Annotated in this window: 19 protein-coding genes; 10 read left to right on the forward strand and 9 right to left on the reverse strand. The window is 60.5% G+C overall.

What is annotated here, in order from left to right:
• Positions 1-51: 51 nt before the first annotated feature.
• From ACR0EK_RS18795 to ACR0EK_RS18830, 8 genes are all read right to left on the reverse strand, one after another.
• A complete protein-coding gene (locus ACR0EK_RS18795; protein WP_480968030.1) occupies positions 52-2,469 on the reverse strand; it encodes a GcvT family protein in 2,418 nt (805 codons plus the stop codon).
• A 28-nt stretch (positions 2,470-2,497) separates the two neighbouring features.
• Entirely contained in the window at positions 2,498-3,748 is a 1,251-nt protein-coding gene (locus tag ACR0EK_RS18800; protein WP_480968031.1) for an aminotransferase class V-fold PLP-dependent enzyme, read from the reverse strand.
• A gap of 310 nt (positions 3,749-4,058) precedes the next feature.
• Positions 4,059-4,799, reverse strand: a complete 741-nt coding sequence (locus ACR0EK_RS18805; RefSeq protein ID WP_480901020.1) for a maleate cis-trans isomerase family protein — start codon at positions 4,797-4,799, stop codon at positions 4,059-4,061.
• Positions 4,796-5,863 carry a pyridoxal phosphate-dependent aminotransferase gene (locus ACR0EK_RS18810; RefSeq protein WP_480901019.1) on the reverse strand — a complete coding sequence of 356 codons (1,068 nt, stop codon included), beginning with the start codon at positions 5,861-5,863 and terminating at the stop codon, positions 4,796-4,798. The genes ACR0EK_RS18805 and ACR0EK_RS18810 overlap by 4 nt, the downstream gene beginning before the upstream one ends.
• Positions 5,860-7,512, reverse strand: coding sequence for a hydantoinase B/oxoprolinase family protein (locus ACR0EK_RS18815; protein WP_480901018.1), 1,653 nt, complete (start codon positions 7,510-7,512; stop codon positions 5,860-5,862). The genes ACR0EK_RS18810 and ACR0EK_RS18815 overlap by 4 nt, the downstream gene beginning before the upstream one ends.
• Entirely contained in the window at positions 7,512-9,605 is a 2,094-nt protein-coding gene (locus tag ACR0EK_RS18820) for a hydantoinase/oxoprolinase family protein (protein ID WP_480968032.1), read from the reverse strand. The genes ACR0EK_RS18815 and ACR0EK_RS18820 overlap by 1 nt, the downstream gene beginning before the upstream one ends.
• Positions 9,606-9,848: 243 nt before the next feature.
• The gene (locus ACR0EK_RS18825; RefSeq protein WP_480901016.1) at positions 9,849-10,949 is read right to left on the reverse strand and encodes a Gfo/Idh/MocA family protein; all 1,101 of its coding nucleotides are present in this window, start codon (positions 10,947-10,949) and stop codon (positions 9,849-9,851) included.
• A 12-nt stretch (positions 10,950-10,961) separates the two neighbouring features.
• Complete coding sequence (locus ACR0EK_RS18830) at positions 10,962-11,672, reverse strand: GntR family transcriptional regulator (protein WP_480901014.1); 711 nt, start codon at positions 11,670-11,672, stop codon at positions 10,962-10,964.
• A gap of 105 nt (positions 11,673-11,777) precedes the next feature.
• Here ACR0EK_RS18830 and ACR0EK_RS18835 point away from each other — a divergent pair, with 105 nt between their 5' ends.
• The 6 genes from ACR0EK_RS18835 to ACR0EK_RS18860 are packed head-to-tail and all read left to right on the forward strand — an operon-like array spanning position 11,778 to position 17,354.
• Entirely contained in the window at positions 11,778-12,932 is a 1,155-nt protein-coding gene (locus ACR0EK_RS18835) for an LLM class flavin-dependent oxidoreductase (protein ID WP_480488968.1), read from the forward strand.
• A complete protein-coding gene (locus tag ACR0EK_RS18840) occupies positions 12,932-13,822 on the forward strand; it encodes an aldo/keto reductase (RefSeq protein WP_480539941.1) in 891 nt (296 codons plus the stop codon). Before ACR0EK_RS18835 ends, ACR0EK_RS18840 begins: the two co-directional genes overlap by 1 nt.
• Complete coding sequence (locus tag ACR0EK_RS18845; RefSeq protein WP_480484813.1) at positions 13,822-14,337, forward strand: flavin reductase family protein; 516 nt, start codon at positions 13,822-13,824, stop codon at positions 14,335-14,337. The genes ACR0EK_RS18840 and ACR0EK_RS18845 overlap by 1 nt, the downstream gene beginning before the upstream one ends.
• A gap of 53 nt (positions 14,338-14,390) precedes the next feature.
• Positions 14,391-14,978, forward strand: coding sequence for a TRAP transporter small permease (locus tag ACR0EK_RS18850; protein WP_209507970.1), 588 nt, complete (start codon positions 14,391-14,393; stop codon positions 14,976-14,978).
• Positions 14,979-16,268 (forward strand): TRAP transporter large permease, encoded by a 1,290-nt coding sequence (locus ACR0EK_RS18855; protein ID WP_480477545.1) that lies wholly within the window; start codon positions 14,979-14,981, stop codon positions 16,266-16,268. It abuts the gene before it with no gap.
• Positions 16,269-16,292: 24 nt separating this feature from the next.
• On the forward strand, positions 16,293-17,354 hold the full coding sequence (locus ACR0EK_RS18860) for a TRAP transporter substrate-binding protein (RefSeq protein WP_480555887.1): 1,062 nt from the start codon (positions 16,293-16,295) through the stop codon (positions 17,352-17,354).
• Positions 17,355-17,384: 30 nt separating this feature from the next.
• Here the strand turns inward: ACR0EK_RS18860 and ACR0EK_RS18865 are convergent, their stop codons facing one another.
• Positions 17,385-17,855, reverse strand: coding sequence for a tetratricopeptide repeat protein (locus tag ACR0EK_RS18865; protein WP_480477549.1), 471 nt, complete (start codon positions 17,853-17,855; stop codon positions 17,385-17,387).
• 33 nt (positions 17,856-17,888) lie between these two features.
• Here ACR0EK_RS18865 and ACR0EK_RS18870 point away from each other — a divergent pair, with 33 nt between their 5' ends.
• The 4 genes from ACR0EK_RS18870 (at position 17,889) to ACR0EK_RS18885 (ending at position 23,069) form a co-directional block, all read left to right on the forward strand.
• On the forward strand, positions 17,889-19,142 hold the full coding sequence (locus tag ACR0EK_RS18870) for a cytochrome-c peroxidase (RefSeq protein WP_480901013.1): 1,254 nt from the start codon (positions 17,889-17,891) through the stop codon (positions 19,140-19,142).
• 134 nt (positions 19,143-19,276) lie between these two features.
• Positions 19,277-20,383 (forward strand): saccharopine dehydrogenase family protein, encoded by a 1,107-nt coding sequence (locus ACR0EK_RS18875; RefSeq protein ID WP_480968033.1) that lies wholly within the window; start codon positions 19,277-19,279, stop codon positions 20,381-20,383.
• 3 nt (positions 20,384-20,386) lie between these two features.
• Positions 20,387-21,898, forward strand: a complete 1,512-nt coding sequence (gene amaB, locus ACR0EK_RS18880; protein WP_480871486.1) for an L-piperidine-6-carboxylate dehydrogenase — start codon at positions 20,387-20,389, stop codon at positions 21,896-21,898.
• A 274-nt stretch (positions 21,899-22,172) separates the two neighbouring features.
• Positions 22,173-23,069, forward strand: a complete 897-nt coding sequence (locus tag ACR0EK_RS18885; RefSeq protein WP_267365913.1) for a cyanophycinase — start codon at positions 22,173-22,175, stop codon at positions 23,067-23,069.
• Positions 23,070-23,084: the final 15 nt, after the last annotated feature.

Consider the following 23,084-nt stretch of genomic DNA (forward strand, 5'->3'; position numbering starts at 1 on the left):
TCTTTAGGAGCGTCTTATTGGCCTTGCCTGCCTGTAGACGGGTTTTGAGCGTTAACACCGCAGTCTGGCGCCTGTCGGGTCAAACGGTGCCTCGGCCAGTACGCGCGCCTTGTGCGGTTTACCGATGACCTGAATGACCACCTCATCGCCCGGCTGTGCCCTGTTTGGATTGCGGAACCCCAGCGCCAGCGATTTCCCGACCGAATAGCCGAACGCCCCCGACGTGACACGACCCACGGGCGCGCCGTCGGGGGTAAAGATCGGCTCACCCCCGGTTGCGTCGGCATCTTCGGTCACATCCAGTTCGAAGACGGACAGCACCTCGCGCGCGGGGTTGTCCTTGACGGACAGATAGGCGTCTTTGTGCAGGAAATCCTTGTCCAGCTTGATCAGACCTGCCAGCCTGACCTCTTGCGGCCAGTATTCCTGAGAATACTCGCGCCCCCACGAGCCATAGCCCTTTTCGATCCGCAGCGCCCCCAGCGCGCGCCCGCCCACCGGACCGCCACCACAGTCTTTGGCAGCCTCAAGCAGGGCGGTGTAGAGCGCCACCTGATCCCCCTCGGCGCAGTGCAGTTCCCAGCCCAGATCGCCGGTAAAGCTGACCCGGATGGCCACGCATTCGACACCAGCAACCGTGATTTTCTGCGACCGCATGAAGCGGAACGCCTCGTTCGACAGATCGGCATTGGTCAGGCGTGCCAGCGCTTCGCGTGACCTGGGGCCTGCGACGTTGAACCCCGCGACGCGGTCGGTGGCGACCTCAAGCGTGGTGCCCTCGGGCATTTCCACCATTTGAAAGAAGCGCTGATGATAGCGTTCGGCCATGCCCGACCCGATCATCATGTATTCATCCTCGGCCAGCTTGGTGATGGTGAAATCGCCCGCCACGCCACCGCGAACCGAGATCAGTGGCGTCAGACAGCTGCGCCCCACTTCGGTGGGCACCCGATTGGCCACCAGACGGTCCAGCCAGTCATGGGCACCGGGGCCCTTGATCATGTAATTGGCGAAGTTCGAGATATCGATCACGCCCACGCTGTCGCGCAGCATCTGCACCTCACGGCCTACGGGCTTCCACCAGTTCTGGCGGGTAAAGCCGGTGGTCTCTTCAGTGCCGGGTTCATCGGCGAACCAGAGCGGATGTTCCCAGCCGCAATTGAGGCCAAAGACACAGCCCATCTGCTTCTGCATCTCATAGGCGGGGCGTAAACGGGCCGGGCGGCCTGCGCTGCGTTCCTCGTTGGGGAAATGGATCTTGAAGCGGTGGGTGTAGGCATCCCGAACGCGGGCCTTGGTGAATTTCTTGTCGGCCCAGTCGCCAAACCGGGCCAGATCCCAGGCGAACATGTCATATTGCGGCTCGCCCTCGATCATCCATTGCGCCGCCAGCAGACCCAAGCCCCCGGATTGCGAGAAGCCGGGGATCAGACCGCCGCAGAGGAAATAGTTCTTCAGCTCGGGCACCGGCCCCCACAGCATGTTGGCGTCGGGCGACCAGATCATCGGCCCGTTGATCACGCGTTTCACCCCGGCAGTGGCCGCGACCGGCACGCGTTCGGTGGCGCGGATGACGTTTTCCATGATCCGGTCCAGATCGTCGGGGAACAGATCATGCGCGAAGTCGAGCGGCGTGCCGTCCTCGGCCCAGAACTTCATATCTTTCTCATAGGCCCCGATCAGAAGGCCGTTGCCTTCCTGCCGGAAGTAATATTCGCCGTCGCGGTCAGCGATCGAGGGCAAACGACGGCCCAGACTGGCGACCTCGTCGATGCTTTCGGTCACGAAATACTGATGCTCGGTCGGTTGCAGCGGCAGGGTCAGACCCGCCAGCGCCGCTACCTCGCGGCCCCAGAGACCGGCGGCGTTGACAACCCATTGCGTGTGAATGTCGCCTTTGGGCGTGCGCACGATCCAGCTGCCGTCGGGTTGTTGTTCGGTTCCCGTCACCGGGCAGAACCGTTCGATGGTGGCCCCCATGGCGCGGGCCCCGGCGGCATAGGCGTGCGGCACGCCCGACGGGTCGACATTGCCGCCATCGGGTTCATACATGATGCAGCGGATGTCATCGAACTGCGCCAGCGGGTGCAGTTCCTTGGCTTCTTCACGGCTGACTTCGTAGAAGTTCAGACCATAAAACCGGGCTTTCGCCTCTTGCAGGCGCAACTGCTGCTCACGCTCTTCGGTCTGGGCCAGATAGAGCGAGCCGGGCTGGAATACGCCGCAGCTTTGGCCGGTTTCCTGTTCCAGCTGTTTATACAGATTCATCGTATAATGCTGGATACGGGTGATGTTGTTGTTGTCGTGCAACCCGTGGATATTCGCCGCTGCGTGCCAGGTCGAGCCGGAGGTCAACTCATTCCGTTCCAGCAGGACAACGTCGGTCCAGCCAAGCTTGGCCAGATGGTACAGGATCGAACAGCCCGCAAGGCCCCCTCCGATCACGACAGCTTGTGCATGAGTTTTCATGAGTGCATGTCCCTTGGTCCGCCGTAGCTCAGGTGGCGATTTCTTTCATGACAGCCAGAAATCTGGCGATTTCGCCGATTGAGTTGTAGTGGCACATCGAGACCCGGACGCAGGCGTCATAACCCAGCGGTGTCAATATGTTGCCAGAGTAATGGTCGGCTTTGCGCAAATGGGTGCGAATACTTTCATCGTTCAGCCGTTTGACGACATCTGCCGAGGCCACACCCTGAACGCGAAGCGACACCAGCCCTTCGCGTGCGGGGTTGTCGGCACCGCCCAGAATGGTGACCTTCTCCATCTCGGCCAGACCGCTCAGGTTGCCGGTGCCGTGGATCATCGCGTCGGTCAGCGCCTTTTCCTGCGCGTGGATGGCTTCGCCCGCTGCCAGAAATCTGGCACGCCGGTCGGTGGCGTCGCTGACCTGACTGCCAAGCCATTCGAAATAAGACACAACGTCGGACATGGTCGCATAAGCCCCGGTGTCGCGCGTGCCCATTTCCCAGTTATCTGCCGGGCCGTCCAAAAGGGCATTGTGTTCAAGTCGGGTCAGCCGGTCGGAAATCCACGCCACACCGTAGCCATGACGCGAAAACACCTTGTAGGGCGAGATCACGTAGCCGTCGACGTCATACGCGCTCAGGTCAATCTGGCCATGGGCGGCGTGCTGGATGCCATCGACAATGATGAAACAGTCTGGCGCCACGGCGCGAATAGCCTGCGAAACAGCGGCCACATCGACGCCCATGCCCGTCACGGGTGAGGTGTGCAGGATTGTCGCCACTTTGGTGTTGGGGGTAACAGCTGCGGCATAGGCCCCGGCTGTTACGGTGCCGGTGTCGTCATCATGGGGCACCAGCACATGGGCCTGCCCGGCAATACGGGCCCAACGATCAGAGGCTGACCGTGTGGCGGGGTGTTCCAGTGTCGACCCCAGCACAACCCCCGGACCGGTTCCCAGACAGGCGTTCATGATCAGCCGGAACAGAAGTTCGGTGCCGCTTTCACCGACAAAGAACTGACCACCGGGTGCATTCATGAAATCCCGCATATCGGCCTTGGCCGCGTTGATCGTGGCAACCAGAGCATGAGACCCCGGATTGTCGCGCCCCTGATTGTCGGGGATTGCGGCGTGACGTGCCGAGCTGTCCAGCACGGATTTCAGTGTCAAAGCCCCACCGGCGTTTTCGAAAAATATCCGCTCGCCCTGTTCGGGGCAGTGATCGATCTGGGCAAAACGGTTGCGGATCCGGTTCAGCAGGCTTTCCGAAATTTGGCTCATGAAAAGCGGCACCTTTGTATTTTGTGAACGTTTGATGTTTCAGACAAGCCCAAGATGGTTTCCCCGCGGGGCAGGCCAAATTTCCCGTGACTGTGCGGCTGGTTCAACATGTGCTTCAATCCCGATCGGCCCTTATTCCGACTATGGCGTAGAGGGCGCGGTATCTTGTTCTTTTGCGACGTAAATACAGTCACGTCTGCGACACGGCGCGTTGAGTGGGCTGGAATACCCGCCCCATATCCCGGTGCGCACCCGCCTTTGATGCGGGCAGCCGACCGGGGCGGTTTCCATGCTTTTGCCTGACCCACGGCTATAGCAGATCAAACAACCGCCCCGGAACAGTCCCGTGCCTTGGCAGGTCAAGCGCCCGCATCAGGGCAAACATCATGGCCTGATTGGACGTCACAACAGGTTTATCAAGCGCCGCTTCGATCCGGTCTATGGCCTCGACTGCGCGCATGTCGGTGCAGCTGAGTATGATGGCCTCGGCCTTTGGGTGGTCGGCCTGCATGGCAAGGTCGAAAACCTCGTCCGGGGTCAGTTCGCCCTGCCCGTAATTGCCCAGTTCTCGGCCGATATCGGCGCATTTTACCGTTGCGATCCGGTTCTGCGTCAGAAAATCCATGGCCTGCGTGTTGATCTCGCCCAGATAGGGTGAGGAAAAACCGACCCTGGACACGCCAAGCGCATGGATCGCAGCAACAAGCGCCCCAGCGGCGGTAATACACACGGCCCCCGACGCGGCCCTGATGTCCTGCGCCAGCTGGTGGTCAAAGGACGGGCCATGGGTCAACGTGGCCGAGGTACAGCCATAGAGCACCACATCGGGCCGAACGCCCGAGATCATCTTGAGGTCGTGGCTGATATCCGAGGCCCCCAGACCCGCCATCTGATCCGATCCGGGGATCTCATCCACGTCATAGCCACCCATTCGCTGAAAATGCACCGTCGTGTCCGGGCAGCGCATCAGCATCATGTCAGCTTCGAGATTGGTGTTGGTAAAGGGCACCAGCACCCCGATTTTGGCCCGTGTCCGGGTTTCAAAGGTCATGACGTCACCTCTTTCAGAACAGTCAGGCAGCGCTCCATCACTGCCGTGTCGCAGATCGTGGCGCGCAGGCAATCCGCGAGGCCATAGCCGCCCATTCCGCGCATGAGCAAACCCGCTTTGCGCAACGCGGCATCCGCTTTTTGCGCCGTCGCGGCATCGGCAAAGCGGATCAGGACAAAATTGGTGTGGCTGCGCGGAACAGATAATCCCAGCGCCCGGCACCCATCGGCAAAGCCATCCCGGATGGCGGCGGTTCTGGCAACCGTGTCGCGCATGTGGGGCTGATCCTGCATCGCTGCCGTTGCCATGGCCTGAGAGAGGGTCGATACGTTGTTGGGGTTGAGCAGCTTTCGCAGCTCAATCGCGACCTCTGACGGGAAAAGACCCCAACCCACGCGCGCGCCCGCCAGACCGTAAGCCTTTGAGAAGGTGCGTATGACCACGGTATCCCCACGTGTGATGAGGGCAAAGATTTCAGCCGGGTCGTGATCGCGGTCGGCGAATTCGGCATAGGCCTGATCGACCACCAGCAGCACGTTCCCGGGCAGGGTGCCGCGCAGGCGGATGATCTCGGTATTCGGGATCAGGGTGCCGGTCGGGTTGCCGGGGTTGCAGACAAAGACGATCCGGGTTTCAGGCGTGACAGCGGCCAGAATGTCATCGACCGAGACGGTCAGATCAACCTCGCGCGCTTTCACATAATCTGCCCGCACCTGCGCCGTGGCTGAGGCCACATAGGCATAGCCGTAATCCGTGCCCAATACATGGTCGCCCGGCCCTGAATAAGCGCGGATCAGGCAGCCGATCAACTCCATCGATCCGGCACCGCACAGGATGTTGTCGGCTGGCACCCCGTGCGCCTGAGCGATGGCCGCGCGCAGGTCCGACCAGTCGGGATCGGGATAAAGCGGCATCCGGTGCAATGCCGCCTGGCCCGCCGCAGTTGCGGCAGGGCTGACCGGAAAGGCGCTTTCATTCTGGGCCAGAGATACAGTGTCCGGCGCGCCCAGATCGGCCAGCGCATAGGCCGCCATGGCACGAATGTGACCAACTGCGCGGATCATGAGGCACCCCCATAGGCTTTGGCCCCTTCTTCCGTGACCAGCCCGCGCCTGAGGTCCAGCGCCAGCGCCTTGGGGTCGCGCGCGGCCGGATTGCCAAAGCCGCCGCCGCCGGGGGTGTCGAAGATCAGGTAATCGCCGCTTTCCACGCGCAGCTCGCCCTTGCCCGGAATGTCTGCGCCGCCATCGCGGAACCGGATACGCCCCGGTGCGCCGGGCAGGCCGCCCATGCGACCCAGAGCGGGGAATTTCAGTCGTTCAACCGACAGGAAGACGATGAAGGGGGCATCGTTCGCGGACGTCATCTCGATCCGCTGACCCAATCCGCCCCTGAACTGGCCCGCGCCGCCCGAGTCGGGCAACAATTCGCGTCGCCACATGATCACGGGTGCGACACTTTCGGTTATCTCGACCTGCGAGCCGAACACCCCCGAAGGGTAGGCTGTCGCGGACAGGCCATCCGCGTGGGGTCGCGCCCCGGTGCCGCCATTGTGAACGGGTTCGATGGCAAATTCGCGCCCGCCATTCGACGCCACTTCGGGAGCGTGGCGCATTGGCAGGTCGAACATGCACGAGGCCCCTTCGGCAGGCACCTGTTCGGGCAGCGCCTGATGCAGGCAGCCCAGAACCAGATCCGGTGTGACCTGTCCCAGCGTATGCCGCATGGCCACTGGCACCGGATGCTGGGCGTTCAGGATGCAACCCTTGGGGCCTTCCACCGTGAAAGGTTCCAACGAGCCTGCGTTGTTCGGGATATCCGGCCCGACGATGCAACGCAGGGCAAAGACCGTATAGGCGGTGGCATAGTTCAAAGGCACGTTGATGCCCTTTTTCGAACACCCGGACGTGCCCGTGAAATCAACATGCATCCCGTCTTTGGTGACGGTGAGCGTCGCGTGCAGCTCCAGCTCGGCCTCATAGCCGTCCATGTGCAGCACGTTTTTGTAAACGCCTTCGGGCACCTCGGCGATGGCCTGCAACGCGCCTTTGCGCGAGGTGTCGATGATATAGGTGCCAAGCCTGTCCAGATCATCGATCCCGAACTCCTCCATCATCGCAACAAGGCGGTTCACCCCGGCCTCGCAACAGGCGATCAGGGCGTAGATGTCGCCCTCATTGGCCACAGGCTCGCGCGAGTTGGCGCGGATGATATCCATCAGCAGCGCATTGGGCGTTCCGGCCTCGACCAGTTTGCAAGGCGGGATCAGCAGGCCTTCGTCATAGATGTCCGAGCCTTCAGGTCCCATACCCAGACCGCCCAGATCCACCAGATGCGAGGTGCAGGAGGTAAAGCCCACCACCTTGCCGTCCTTGAACGCGGGCATCATCAACAGGAAGTCGTTCAGATGCCCCGAGGCCAGCCACGGGTCGTTTGTCATGTAGATGTCGCCGGGGCGCATGTCCTGCACCGCGAAACGGGCGCGCAGGTGCAGCACGGCCTCGGCCATGGTGTTGATATGGCCAGGTGTTCCGGTCACGGCCTGCGCCAGCATCCGGCCATTCACGTCGAATATCCCGGCGGAAATGTCACCGCATTCACGCACGATGGGCGAAAAAGCTGCGCGGATCAGGGTCTGGCCCTGTTCTTCGACCACAGCCAGCAGACGGTTCCACATCACTTGCAGGCGGGCGGGGGACAGATCAGCGGTCATCATGCGCCTCCTTTCTGGTCCTGTATCAGGACAAGGTTGCCGATTGCGTCCATCTGGGCCGAGAAATCGGCGGAAACGAGTGTGGTTGTTTGTGGTTCATGGATCAGCGCGGGGCCTGCCACATGGTCACCGGGGCGCATATCGGCGCGGGCGAGAAAGGCGGCCTGTTTTACCGTGCCATCCAGATCACAGGTGATGGGGCGCGTCTGCGTGACCTGAAATGCGGTTTTGCCCGGCGTTTCCGACACTGTGGGCACCGCTTTGTCCGGGGTGGCAACGCGAACGGCCCAGTTGAGAACCTCGATCTTCATCCCCGGCACAGGGCGTGAGAATTGTTTGCGGTATTCCTCTTCGAATGCGGCCGTCAGCGGGGCGATATCCCGGCGTGTGAGGGCGCGGTCCGGCAAGGTAATCTCGACCTCATGCCCTTGCCCGCTATAGCGCATAAAGGCGGTGCGCAGGGTTTCGGTGGGTGCATCCCCTGCCCCTTGGGCGACGACCTCTTTTGCTTCGGCAATCATCGTATCGAACAGGGCGTTCACCCCGTCCATGTCCATGCTGTCGAGCAGAGAATAGCGCGAGCGGACGATTTCGAAGGATACCGGGGCAAACAGGAACCCAACCGCCGAACCGACACCGGGATTGGGCGGGATCACGATACGCGACACCCCGGCGGACCGGGCGACGCGGGTGGCATGCAGCGGCCCGTTGCCACCAAAGGCAATCATGGTGCGCGGGTCAAGGTCCTTGCCGCTTTCGACCGCATGCATCCGCCCGGCGCTGGCCATGCTTTCGACAACGATGCGGCTGACCCCATCTGCCGCACCTGTCGCATCCAGCCCCAGTTTGTCCCCGATCACACGGCTCAGGGCGGCCTTTGCCCCATCGGGGTCAAGCTGGATATGCCCCTCGGCAAAGGTGTCGGGCACGATATAGCCCAGAGTGATGTCGCTGTCGGTCACGGTCGGATCGACGCCGCCGCGCATGAAAGCGACCGGCCCGGGCTCTGAGCCTGCCGATTTTGGCCCGACCGTCAGACGCCCGAGACGGTCAACACCCGCGATCGAACCGCCGCCAGCACCGATTTCAATCATCTCGATCACCGGAATGCGCACCGGCATTCCCGACCCCTTGATGAACCGCGCTGCGCGGGCGATTTCGAATGAGCGCGATGTCTGGGGTCGCGCCTTGTCGATCAGGCAGAGCTTGGCGGTTGTGCCACCGACGTCAAAGGACAGGACTTGGTCCAACCCGGCACGCGCGGCGATGCGGGCGGCCAGAATGGCCCCTCCGGCGGGGCCGGATTCCACCAGACGAACGGGGAAACGCGTGGCGGTGCCGATCGTGCACATACCGCCGCCTGCCGTCATCATCAGGATCGGACAGGTTACGCCCTCGGCCGTGAACTGATCCACAAACCGGGTCAGATAGTTTTCCATCAACGGTTGAATATAGGCGTTGGCCACAGTGGTGCAGAGCCGGTCAAATTCACGCGCTTCGGGGCTGACATCGGACGAGATCGAGACGGTCAAGCCGGGGCGGTGTCGCGCCAGAAGATCGCGCAAGCGCCGTTCGTGGGTCGGGTTGGCGTAAGAGTGCATCAGGCAGATGGCCACCGCCTCGACCCCGCTGGCGTCAATCTCGGCCAGCAACCGGTCTACTTTCCCTTCATCCAGTTCAATCAGCACCTTGCCTTCTGCCGACATGCGTTCGCCTATGGTCAACGAGCGTTCGCGCGGCACCAGCATGTCCGGCTTTTCAAGGTTGATGTCGTATTGGGAATACCGACGCTCGTACCCGATATCGAGAATATCGCGGAACCCTTCGGTGCAGACCGTGGTCACGACCGCCCCGCGCCGCTCGATCAGCGCGTTGGTTGCCAGAGTTGTTCCGTGAATGAATCCGGTGACATCCTTCAGCGACCGGCCAGTCTGCGCCATGACGCGCCGCGCACCTTCCAGTGCGCCTTCTGCCGGGTTCTGGTGCGTGGTCAGGGTTTTGGTGGAGGCTAGTATCGTCTCATCACCCGAGACGAGGACCGTGTCGGTAAAAGTGCCGCCAATATCGATGGCGAGGCGCAGAGCGGTTGTCATGAGGTATTCCGTTGTCGTCTGAAAGCAGGCAGGCAGAACGGCCCCGCAGGGCGGTTACCGGCGCGTCGTGACCAGATCACAGCCGGTCGCACGGCGATCAAGGCGGGTGGGAATACACTGACAGGTCATACAGTTTTTTCCCCTACTGCGCCCCGCTTCACTAGCTGATTTACGACAGATTGGCCCGCAAGCGACACATTTGTCGCCGCAGACCTGTCTACACTGAACTTGCCTGGGGTGAGTCTAAGGGTGCTTTAGGTGAACCGTTTCACCGGTTTGCAGGGCCTGCTGTGCTGCCAATCCCATTCGCACCGCCCACAGACCGTCTTGCACTGTTACATCCGGTTCGGCCTTGTGCCCGCGCACCAGATCCAGGAACCCCCTGTGCTGATAATAGGTCGAGCCGTTGTGATCACCGGCAGCCAGCAAGCGGGGATCGACAGGGATATCCTGCGATATTGGCCCCTTGGGGTCCCGCGGGCTGACGATGACCTGCGGCACGGGCGGCGTTCCCAGATGGTCGGGCCAGAACCGTCCCGGCCCCGGCACCAGAGCCTCGACCTTGGCGTTGGGCCCGATGGCCGAAATCTCCTCCTGATAGCGGGTGCCTTCGGCAAACATGCACAGCTCGAGCATCGCGCGCGCGCCATTGGCGAAATCGACCAGAACATAGCCGTGATCCAGTATGTCAGGCGTTTCGCCCTCGTAGGTTTCGTCCAGATGGTTCACCGCCTGTCCGCCGCTTGCGGCGATCCGCACCGGGTCGGATTGCAGGATCAGCCGCATCAGATCGAAGAAGTGGCAACATTTCTCGACAAAGGTGCCGCCGGTGTTGCGGTTGAACCGGTTCCAGTCGCCGACTTTCGGCAGAAACGGAAAGCGATGTTCCCGGATCGACAGCATCCTGACCCCGCCTGTGTCCCCGATCTTGTCGATCAGGGTCGCGATGGGCGGCATATAGCGGTATTCCATCGCAACCCAGATCGGGTGTGGATAGTCGCGCTGAACCTTCTCTAGCCTTGCGGCGTCCTGGGGGTTGGTGAACAGGGGCTTTTCCACCAATAGCGGCAAGGGGCGCGTTTGCGCGATTTCACAGACCTGATCGACATGCAGATGGTTTGGGCTGGCGATGACAAGGCAGTCCAGGTCTTCGATATCCAACACCTCTTGCACCGATTGTACCATAACCGAACCCGGCGCAATCGCCTGCGCGGCTTTTGCCATCCCGGGATCGGGCTCGAATATCGCCGCGACACGCGTGCCGACCAGCAAGGCGATATTGTGCAGGTGTTCCTGCCCCATCATGCCACATCCGATCAGCCCGTAATTGATGGTCCGGGTCATGCGCGTTTCCTTTTACTTCAGACGTTGGACATAGGTGGCCCGGTCCGGGTCGAACCAGGTCTTTGAAAATTCGACAGGTTCGGCCTTGTCCGACCAGCTGAACCGTTCGATATAACCCACCGTTTCACCGGCGGCTTTGGTGAACACCGCGGGCGTCCAATCGGGCAACTGGCCAATCGATACGCGATCTTCGGCCCGTGATATCCAGAAACCCAGCTGGTGCTGATAATAGCGGTAGAGCGAGTCCGACAGCAGGCTTCGCTTGATCAGGCCGGCTGATTCGTCCAGCCAGATTTCCTCGACCGCGATGATTGTGTCATTCAGATAGCGCATCCGACGTACGCGCGATCCGGAGTCCGAGGTGCCAAAATCCGGCAGATCGGAAGGTTTCTTCAGATGATCGACGGACAGGATATCCGCACGCGGCAACCCGCCCCCTTGGGGCAATTCCAGCCGGAACATCGCGTAGACGCTGTTCTGAGTTCCGGTCTCGCGGATGTAATTTCCTGACCCCTGAATACGCTCCAACATGCCTTTTTTCTCAAGCTCTGCGAGAGATTTTCGCAGCGTGCCGACCGACACGTTCAGCTCGGCCGCCATATCGCGTTCCGGGGGCAGACGCTCACCATCGATCAAGCGGCCCGCAGCGACATCGCGGATCAGCAGCTCGGCAATCTGAACGTAGATAGGCAGGGCATTGGGGTTTCGGGTGTTGGGGGGCATTTCAGGCGCTTCATTCGGTCGCAGGAAAAATTGATACACTATTGATCTACATCAATGTGATTGCTACGCAAGAGGAAAGTAAAAGATGCACGGAGCGTGAATCAAATGACCATCGTCCCCATCACATCCCCTGATCTGGATGCGGCCGAGGTTTCGTGGTTCGCCGCCTTATGTTCGGACGATTATCAGTTCCTGGGTGTGCCTGATGGTGATCTGCGGTCCAGCTGGGAGCATTGCTCGGCCATCGTGAAGGAGGCCGAGGCGCAGGGGTTCCGCAACATCCTGTGCCCGTCATCGTATCAGGTTGGGCAGGACACGCTGAGCTTTGTCGCCGGTTGCGCGCCGATCACGCAGAAGATCAACCTGTTGGCCGCTGTGCGCTGCGGCGAGATGCAGCCGATCATGCTGGCCCGCACGATCGCGACTTTGGATCACATGTTGAAGGGGCGGCTGACCGTCAACATCATTTCATCCGATTTTCCCGGCGAAAAGGCCGACAGTGCCTATCGTTATCAACGGTCGCGCGAAGTGGTCGAGATCCTGAAACAGGCCTGGACGCAGGAGGAAATCAACCATGCGGGCGAGGTCTACAACTTTACAGGTCTGACAACCGACCCGGCGCGACCCTATCAGACTGGCGGGCCGCTGCTGTATTTCGGCGGTTATTCGCCCTCGGCGCTGGAGCTGTGCGGCGAGCATTGCGATGTGTACCTGATGTGGCCGGAAACCAAGGATCAACTGGCCGAGCGGATGAAAGCTGTTCATGCAGTGGCCGAAAATTATGACCGTACGCTCGACTATGGCTTGCGGGTTCACATGATCGTTCGCGATACCGAAGCCGAGGCGCAGGAATACGCGGATTACATCGTTTCAAAACTGGATGACGACTATGGCCGCGCGATCCGCGAACGGGCGTTGGATGCAACGTCGCTTGGCGTAGCGCATCAGGCCAGGAATCGTGATCTGGCGGATAAGTACGGGTATGTGGAACCCGGTCTGTGGACCGGCGTCGGCCGCGCCCGCTCGGGCTGTGGTGCGGCACTGGTTGGATCAACCGATCAGGTCATGTCAAAGATCGAAGATTACCGGAAGATGGGCATTCGCGCGTTCATCTTCTCAGGCTATCCGCACATGGATGAGGCCATGCATTTCGGTGCTCGTGTGATGCCGCATCTGAAAACCTGCTCGCTTCCCGAAGCCTACGGGCGTGTGCCCAAGACACCCCCGGCCACACCGCTGGGCAACGGAGTGCGCCGCTGATGCAACGCGTGAAACTATCCCCGACGCTGGAAATGAGCCGCCTTGTCTATGGCATGTGGCGGCTGGGTGACGATAGCGACACCTCGGCAGGGCATGTCGAGGCCAAGATTCAGGCCTGTCTTGATCAGGGCATCACCACCTTCGATCAGGCCGATATTTATGGCGGTTACGCGGCCGAAGCCGTTCTGGGCAACGCCTTGCGCGCCAATCCCGGCCTGCGCCAGAAGATGGAGATCGTCACCAAATGTGACATCGTCGCACCTGTGGGGCGGCATTCCGATGCGAAGGTCAAATACTATGACACCTCACGCGCGCATATCCTGAAATCCATCGACATGTCCCTGTCGGAAATGGCCATCGACCACATCGATCTGCTGCTGATCCACCGTCCTGATCCGTTCATGGACCACCACGAAACCGGGGCTGCGCTGGATGAGGCTGTCGCCAGTGGCAAGGTGGGCGCGGTTGGTGTTTCGAACTTCCGCCCGTGGGACTGGACCCTGCTGCAATCGGCGATGAAAACCCGGCTGGTCACCAACCAGATCGAGATCTCACTGGGCGCGATCGCCCCTTTCACCAATGGCGATCTGGCGTTTCACCAGCAGCATGGGCACCACCTTATGGCGTGGTCGCCGCTGGGGGGTGGGCTGCTGATGGCCGGAAACCCGCCCGTCGGGGTTGTTGCTGATGAAATCGCGGAGGAGTTCGGTGTAGACCGGGCCGCTGTGGCCGTCGCCTTCCTGCTGGCTCATCCGGCGGGCATTCTGCCGGTTCTGGGCACCAACAACCTGAACCGTATCAAACGCATCTCGGACGCGCTGAAAGTCACAATTGATCGCGAAACCTGGTTCCGCCTGTACGAGGCGGCGCTGGGGCATGAGGTAGCATGATGAACGCAATCTCAAGAAACATGACCCACACCTTTGTGCCACATAAGGACGACACCCGGACCCTGCGGGATGCTTTTGGTCGGTTTGCAACCGGCGTTACCATCGTGACATGCGACAGCGGTGATGGCCCGATCTGCATCACAGCCAACAGCTTTTCGTCGCTGTCGCTGGACCCGCCACTGATCATGTGGGCCGGCGACCGCAACTCGCGCCGGTTCCCCTATTTTCGCGCGGCACCGCATTTCACGGTGCATGTGTTATCGTCTGCGCAGGCTGAGCTGTGTTTTGGCTGCTCGAAAGATGCCCATGCCCTGCGCGACATCCGGCACGAGCGCTGTGCAAACGGCACCCCGCTGCTGTCGGATTGTCTGGCACGGTTTGAATGCGAACAACATGCCTATCACGACGCGGGCGATCACGTGATCGTGGTGGGCAAAGTCCTGAAGGCCAGCATGAGCGACGGCGACGCGCTGACGTTCTATGCCGGGAAAATGGGCCAATTCGCGCAGCACTAAGCGCGATCTGACGACCGCGGGACACACCTGCGGCTGAACAAGGGAGGATCCGCATGGGCGGACTGGCATCGGTGCTTGCGCCGATTGCATTTGTAAACGAAACCGTGCTGCGTCTGGGCCGCGCGGTTGGCGTTGTTGCGATTGCATTCATGGTCATCGCAATCCTGATTCAGGTGTTCTTCCGATACGTTCTGGGCAACGCCCTGCCTTGGCCGGATGAGGCCGCGCGGTTCTGCATGTTGTGGATGACCGGGTTGATGGCACCGACGGCCTTTCGGCGCGGCGGTTTTGTAGCTATCGACATGCTGCAACGGTTTCTGCCGCGTATGCTCGGCCTGTCGCTCAATCTGTTCCTCCTGCTGATCTCGCTGGCCGTGCTTTTGGTTGCGGTCAATATCGGCTGGTCCGAGGTCACGGGCTTTGGCGGCAGGTTCGCCACCGCCGCCCTGTACCTGCCGACATCGCTTGGGTTTGACGAGTGGTATCGCATTCCGCGCAGCTGGATGATGGCTTCGCTGCTGGTGGGCATCATTCTGCTGATCTCGGTCAATATCGAGCTTATCCTGCGTTCCGTGGTCACCTTGCTTGGCGGCGCGCATCTTTTGCCGGACATTCCCGACGCAGCCGTGGGGGCCGAATAGATGCTGATCTGGTTCCTGCCTACGTTCCTGATTTTCCTGCTGATTGGCCTGCCGGTCTTTTTCGCGCTTCTGGCGGCACCCGGCATCTTGCTGTGGCTGAACGGACAGACGAACGACATCACCCTGCTTTATCGTAATGTCTACAACGGCATGGACAGTTTCCCGCTGATGGCGATCCCGTTCTTCATGCTGGCCGGTGAAATGATGAACCGCGGCGGCATCACCATCCGCCTTGTCGAATTCAGCCAGGCGCTGATGGGCCATCTGCGCGGCGGGCTGGCGCATGTAAACGTTCTGAGCTCGATCCTGTTCGCGGGCCTTTCAGGATCAGCGGTGGCTGATACATCCGCCCTGGGTTCGATGCTGATCCCGGCGATGGAAAAACAGGGATACACCCGAAAATTCGCCGCCGCCATTACGGCCGCGAGTTCGGTGATCGGGCCAATCATCCCGCCCTCGGGCATCATGATCATCTATGCCTATGTCATGGGCGAAAGTGTGGCCGCCTTGTTCCTTGCGGGGATCGTGCCCGGGATCATGGTGGGTGTCGGCCTGATGGTGATGATCAAGTTCATGGCCGACAAGTACGATTTTCCCGTCGCCAGCCGGAAATACACATGGGATGAGCGGCGCAAAGCCAGCCTCAAGGCGTTCTTCCCGCTGATGACGCCCGTGATCATTCTGGGCGGCATTCTGGGGGGCATCTTTACTCCGACCGAGGCCGCCGCTGTTGCTGTGGGCTACGCCTTTATCATCGGATTTTTCGTTCTGCGTACACTGACCCTGAGGGAAATTCCGGATGTTCTGAGCAATGCAGGTATGACGTCGGCTGTGGTGCTGCTGCTGGTTGGCGCAGCAATGGCGTTCAAGACCGTGGTCAGCCTGAGCCATGCCCCGGAACAATTGGCCTCGTTGATCCTCAGCCTGTCGGAAAATCCGCTGATCCTGTTGTTTCTGATCAACCTGTTGTTGTTTATCGTCGGTATGTTTCTGGACGCAGGCCCCGCGATCATCATCCTTGGCCCGATCCTTGGTCCCATTTTCACTGGCCTCGGCGTAGACCCGATCCATTTCGCCATCATCATGAGCGTCAATCTGACCGTCGGCCTTGCAACGCCCCCCATGGGGCTGGTGCTGTTCGTGGCCGCCGCCGTGTCGCGGGAGCGGGTCGAGACGATCGCCAAGGCGATCCTGCCGTTTCTGGCGGTCGAAATCATCGTGATCTTTCTGATCACCTACATCCCCGCACTATCCATGACGATCCCGAGGATAACGGGATTTGCAAACTGACTGAGTATCACAGGGAGGAAACGCATGCTCGGAAACTTCATCAAAACAGCGGCGATTGCCACATCGCTTGTGGCCGCGTCTGCGGTCGCTGCGGTGGCTGCGGACTATACGCTGCGCGCCACTGCCAATTCGAACGAAAATGACGAGGATTACGACGGTCTGATCGTTTTCAAGAACTATGTCGAGGCGGCGTCGAACGGCGCCATCGAGGTTGAGCTGTTCATCGGCACCCAGCTGTGTTCGAACGGTGCAGAATGCCTGCAAGGCGTGGCGGATGGCACCATCGATATCTATATCTCTACCTCGGGCGGGGCCTCGGGCATCTTCCCCTATGTGCAGGTTCTGGACCTGCCCTATCTGATGGCCGATGACCGGATCGCCGAGCATGTTCTGTCGGGCGATTTCACCCGCAAGATGCGCGACATGGCGCTGGAGGATTCCGGTGGCGCGATCCGCCTGATGACCATCGGCAACACCGGCGGCTGGCGCAACTTCGCCAATACAAAACACCGGGTGGCCGAGCCTGCCGACATGGAAGGTCTGAAAATTCGCACCGTTGTCGCCGACCTGCCACAGGAACTGGTCAAGGCACTGGGCGCGTCACCTACGCCGATCCCGTGGCCGGAACTTTTCACCAGCTTCCAGACCGGCGTCGTCGAGGGGTCCAAGAACGGCATCACCGACATCATGGGCATGAAGTTCCCGGATGCCGGCCTGCAATATGTCACGCTGGACGGGCACGCCTATATGGGTGCGCTGTGGTGGATGAACAACGCCAAGTTCCAGGCGATGCCCGAAGATATGCGCCGGGTCGTTGTCGATGGGTTCTACGCCTTGCAACAGGCCACTTTTGCCTCGCCCAAGCGCAAATCGATTCAGGCCTATGAGGACTTCGTCGCAGGTGGCGGTGACCTGTATGTCCCGACACCCGAGCAGAAGGCTGCGTTCAAAGCCGCGGCTTCACCTGTCTATGACTGGTTCCAGACCAATGTTGCCCGTGGTGATGAGATCTTTGCCGCGTTGACCGATGCGGTCACGGCGGCTGAGGCGGACGTGAACGCCTCGCGCAATGCAGACCTGAACTAAACGGACGGGTCGGGCCTTGTGGCCCGGCCCTTATCGAAACGGGTACATCCACCCTTTGTAGTCGTTGACCAGAACATGCGCCTTCTCGATCTGCTCCGGCGACATTTTCTTGATCACTTCCTCAAGGCTGATCGCCGCATCGGGATCGCCGCCAATGGCGCTGAGCGTGTACCACATATAGGCCCGCACCAGATCGGGGGCGGGCAATCCCAGACCCAGTTCGTAGTACCAGCCGACCCCCGACTGCGCCCCCGGATGCCCCTTCATCGAGGCACGCAGATACCATTCAAACGCCCTTTCATGGTCCTGCTCGACCCCAAGACCCAGCCCGTACATCACACCAATCAATTCCTCGGCCTCGGCATTGCCCGACCGGGCGGCGGGCAGCAGTTCCGCGCGCGCGGCTTCAAACTCTCCGGCCTCCATCATGTCACGGGCCTGTTCCAGCTCAGCCAGAGCCGGGGTCGCAAGAAAACAAAGGGTAAAGAGAAACTGGCGCATTGGGCGATTGTCCTCGTTTGGGCGGGGGCCGCGGTGGCGCAGGACCTGCCGCGCCCGCTGACAGATGATGACTTTATCCCATTTGATATGGAACAGGCCACTATCGGTCATCAACTGTTTTACGATCCGATCCTGTCAGGCAATCAGAACATTTCGTGCGCCCATTGCCACCACCCCGATTTCGGCACCTCCGACGGGTTATCCCTGGGGATCGGCGAAGGCGGACAGGGTCTTGGACCGGAGCGCACACCGGGTACCGGGGCGGACAAGATCCGCAAACGCATTCCCCGAAATGCGCCGGGGTTGTGGAACCTCGGGGCCAAGGACATCCGTACCGTTTTCCACGATGGCCGCCTGAGCATCTCGGACCTCTATGGCAACGGGTTCAATTCGCCTGCACAGGAATGGCTGCCCGGGGGATTGAACTCGCTTCTGGCGGCGCAGGCCTTGTTCCCGCTGACCGCGCAATTCGAGATGGCCGGTAATGTCGCTGAAAATCAGGTGACCGGCGCGGTTCACGACAGGATCGACAAGGGCTGGCCGATCCTTGCCAAACGCGTGCGGACCGATCCGCGCTATGGCCCTGCCATAGTCGCGGCTTTTGACAACATCGAGACCACCGAAGACATCACGATCACCCAGATCGCCAACGCGCTGGCGGCCTTCATGGCCATCGAGTGGCGCAGCACCGACAGCCCATTCGACCAGTACTTGGCCGGGGACAAGGATGCGCTGTCAGACATCCAGAAAGACGGGATGAACCTGTTTTATGGCAATGCGCGATGCGCGACCTGCCATGCGGGTCCGTTGATGTCGGACCAAGAGTTTCACGCGCTAGGTTTGCCCCCTTTCGGGCCGGGCCGGACCCGGCAATGGGACCCATATGCGCGGGACGTTGGACGGATGGCGGAAAGCAACCGTCTGGAAGACGCCTATCGCTTTCGCACGCCGATGCTGCGCAATGTCGCCCTGACTGCGCCTTATGGACATAACGGCGCTTTTGCGGATCTCGAAAGCATGATCCGTCACCATCTTGACCCCCAGACCAGCCTTGCCAAATGGAAACCCGACATGGCTGCGTTGCCCAAGGTCCCCTGGTTGCAAGAGGTGGATTTCGTGGTGTGGGACGACCGGTTCGAGATGGAGCGCCAGCGCAGCAGGATCGACATTGTGCCAATGACGCTTTCGGATGCGGAAATCGCCGCTCTGGTCGCTTTTCTGCATTCCTTGACGGGCACTGGCGTTAGCTCTCCTCCTTTCGGGGTGCCGGCCGAATTCAACCCCTGATGGCGGTCACGCCATAATGCCAATTATTCCGGCATAATGTCGGATAAGTCGATCACTTCGTCAAATTGCGGCCTATGAAATGTCTGGCCAGCCCTGCACCATAATATCAGGAACAGAATTTTACGGAGACGTTGATGTCCTGGAATATTTGCGTAATCGGGGCTGGCAAGATCGGTCAGATGATCGCGACGCTGCTGAGGGCCTCGCCAAACTATACAGTGACTGTGGCTGACCATGACCTGAAAGCACTGGGTGAAATCACAAGGCTTGGGATTGGAACAAAGCAGATTGATGCCCGGGATGCGGATCGTCTGGCAAAGGAGCTGACCGGGTTTAACGCCGTGGTATCAGCGGCACCGTTCTTTCTTACCCCAAACATTGCCAAGGCCGCCAAAGAGGCGGGCGCGCATTATTTTGACCTAACCGAAGACGTCGCGGCCACCGAGGCCGTACGCCAGCTGGCCGAAGGCAGTGAGACGGCTTTCATGCCGCAATGTGGTCTGGCACCTGGTTTTGTGGGCATCTCCGGAGCCGCGCTTGCAGCGGAGTTTGATGAGCTGGACAGCCTGCATATGCGGGTGGGCGCGCTGCCGCTTTATCCGACCAATGCACTGAAATACAATCTGACCTGGTCGACCGATGGGTTGATCAATGAGTACTGCAATCCCTGCGACGCCATTGTGAACGGCAAACTGGTCAAGACCGCGCCGCTGGAAGATTACGAGATTCTGGGTCATGATGGCGTGGAATACGAATGCTTCAACACCTCGGGCGGGTTGGGCACGCTGCCGGAAACGCTGGAAGGCAAGGCGCGGGCCGTGTCTTATCGCACGATCCGGTATCCCGGCCATTGTGAAATCCTGAAACTGCTGCTGCACGATCTGGGGCTGGAACACCGCCGCGATCTGCTGAAAGAAATCTTCGAGACCGCCCTGCCCCGCACTGATCAGGACGTTGTGCTGGTCTATTGCACGGCCAAGGGCATGATCAACGGCGTTCTGCGCGAGAAATCCCTGATCAACAAGAGCTTTTCCCGAACCATCAATGGGCAGGTCTGGAGTGCCATTCAGGTCACCACAGCTGCGGGTATTCTGGGCGTCGTTGACCTGATGCGCACCGGCACGCTGCCTTCGAAAGGGTTCGTCCGGCAGGAACAGGTCAAACTGAACGACTTCCTGAATACAGAATTTGGCCAGCTGTATCGTGCTGGTGACGTGACCCGGCAAAACAAGGCGGCCTGAGATATGAAAGACATCGTAATGACAGCCCAAACCACGCTTGCAAATCTGGATCTGACAGACGCCGCATTGAAGGGCGGCACTCTGAAGGTGACGTCGCCGATTGACGGCTGCCTGCTGGCCGATGTGCATGAAACGCCGGCCACCGAAATGGACGCGATCATTGCCCGCGCCAAAAACGCGTTCAAGGCGTGGCGCGTTGTGCCGGCCCCGCGTCGGGGCGAGCTGATCCGCCTGCTGGGCGAAGAGCTGCGTGCGGCCAAGGACGATCTGGGCGCGCTTGTCAGCTGGGAGGCCGGCAAGATCACATCCGAAGGTCTGGGCGAAGTGCAGGAGATGATCGACATCTGCGACTTTGCCGTTGGTCTGTCGCGTCAGCTTTATGGTCTGACCATCGCGTCGGAACGCCCAGGTCATCGGATGATGGAAACCTGGCATCCGGCGGGCCCGGTCGGAGTGATCTCGGCCTTCAATTTCCCAGTTGCGGTCTGGTCGTGGAATGCCGCTTTGGCACTGGTCTGTGGCGATCCGGTGATCTGGAAACCGTCCGAGAAGACCCCGCTGACAGCGATGGCCTGCCAGAAGATCTTTGAACGCGCGCTGGTGCGGTTTGGCGATGCCCCCGAAGGGTTGCTTCAGGTCCTGATCGGTGGCGCGGAGTTGGGCGAGGCGCTGGTGGCCAGCGAAGATGTTCCGATCATCTCGGCCACAGGGTCCACACGAATGGGCCGTGCGGTTGCGCCCATTGTTGCGGCACGCTTTGGCAAGTGCATTCTGGAGCTGGGTGGCAACAACGCGATGATCGTCGGCCCTTCGGCGGATCTGGAAATGGCCGTGCGCGCCATTGTCTTCTCGGCCGTTGGGACCGCCGGTCAGCGTTGCACCACGCTGCGCCGTCTGATCGTGCACAACTCGATCCGTGAGGAACTGGTGGGCCGCCTGAAAAAGGCTTATGCCGGTCTGGCCATCGGCAATCCGCTGTCTGAGGGCACGTTGATCGGGCCACTGGTGGATGAGGCATCGGGTGCCGCCATGACATCCGCACTGGAGGCCGCAAGGGCCGAAGGCGGCACCGTGTTTGGCGGCGAACGTGTAACCGAAGGGCTTCCTGCGGGTGTCTATATGCAGCCCGCAATTGTCGAAATGCCCGGCCAAAGCGCGGTCGTGAAAACCGAAACTTTCGCGCCAATCCTTTATGTTATGGGCTACGACGACTTTGACGATGCGATCCAGCTTCAAAACGATGTGCCGCAAGGGCTGTCATCCTGTGTGTTCACGCTGAACATGCGCGAGGCCGAGCAGTTTCTGACTGCGGCGGGGTCGGATTGCGGTATTGCCAACGTCAACATAGGCCCCTCGGGCGCCGAGATCGGTGGCGCATTCGGTGGCGAAAAGGAAACCGGTGGCGGACGCGAAAGCGGCTCGGACGCGTGGAAAGCCTATATGCGCCGCCAGACCAACACCGTGAACTACTCGGCAGAGCTCCCGCTGGCGCAGGGTGTCAAATTCGACATCTGAACCAGCGCGCAAACTGACGGGCAATCTGATCCCCCCGGAGCTTTGATGTTTCGGGGGGATCGCTTTTGTCGTGCAGGGTTTGGCACTGGCAGGCTGAAGCAGGCACAAAACCGGTGGTTCTTGACGAAATCCCTGCCGTGCGGCATGTGATGTCGCTGGGGGGGGAACGGCATGTCCGATAGGGTCAGATGGCCCGACACGGCATGTATGAACAGGTTAAGCGTCCGAGTGGCCCCGATGGCTGGCTGCTTTTATACCGGAAGGTAAGTAAGATATGTGCCCTGCACCCGTTGATGCAGAGACCCCGCGCGGGTTCATCATCCCGATCGGCGGCGGCGAAGACCGCGTCAAGGAAATGCAGATTCACCGCAAGTTCGTTGAGCTGTCTGGTGGTCCTGATGCCGATATTGTCGTGATCCCGACGGCCTCGATGTTGGAAGAGACCGGACCGGATTACAATCGCATCTTTTCCGAGCTGGGCGCGGGCAAGGTCGAATTTCTGCCCATCTCGCGGCGTGCTGATTGCGACAATCCCGATTATGCCGAGATGCTGGACCGCGCTACAGGGATATTCATGACCGGCGGCAACCAGCTGCGGCTGTCGGCGATTCTGGGTGGCACACTTGTGGCGCAGAAAATTCGGCGCCGGAATGCGGCCGGTGTGCCGGTTGCCGGCACTTCAGCCGGGGCGTCGATCATGTCCGAACACATGGTGGCCGGGGGCAGCAGCAACTCGGCTCCGGCTGAGGGCAATATCACGCTGGCTCCGGGCATGGGTTTGACCAACGCCGTCATCATCGACCAGCACTTCACACAACGCAATCGGCTGGGACGTTTGCTAACCGCTTCATCTTTCAACCCTTTTTTGATCGGACTGGGTATCGACGAAGACACGGCAGCCTTCATCGGACCCGATAATGTCCTTGAAGTCGTGGGCAGCGGATCGGTTACCGTCGTGGACGCCAGTCATCTGACCCATTCATCGATGTGGGACGCGCGCCGCGGCGAAGCGCTGAGCCTGCTTGGACTTCGGCTTGACGTTCTGGGCGAAGGGTGCCGTTATGATCTGACGGCTCGCCAGGCTTTTCCGCCGGATGAGCATTTGGCGTTCTGCACATTGCCGGACATGTCCGGTCAAGAGGCCGCCAGCGGGGGGAAAACAAAAAGCTAACCAACGGGGAGCCTC

It is taken from the genome of Ruegeria sp. AE4 (assembly GCF_056542185.1).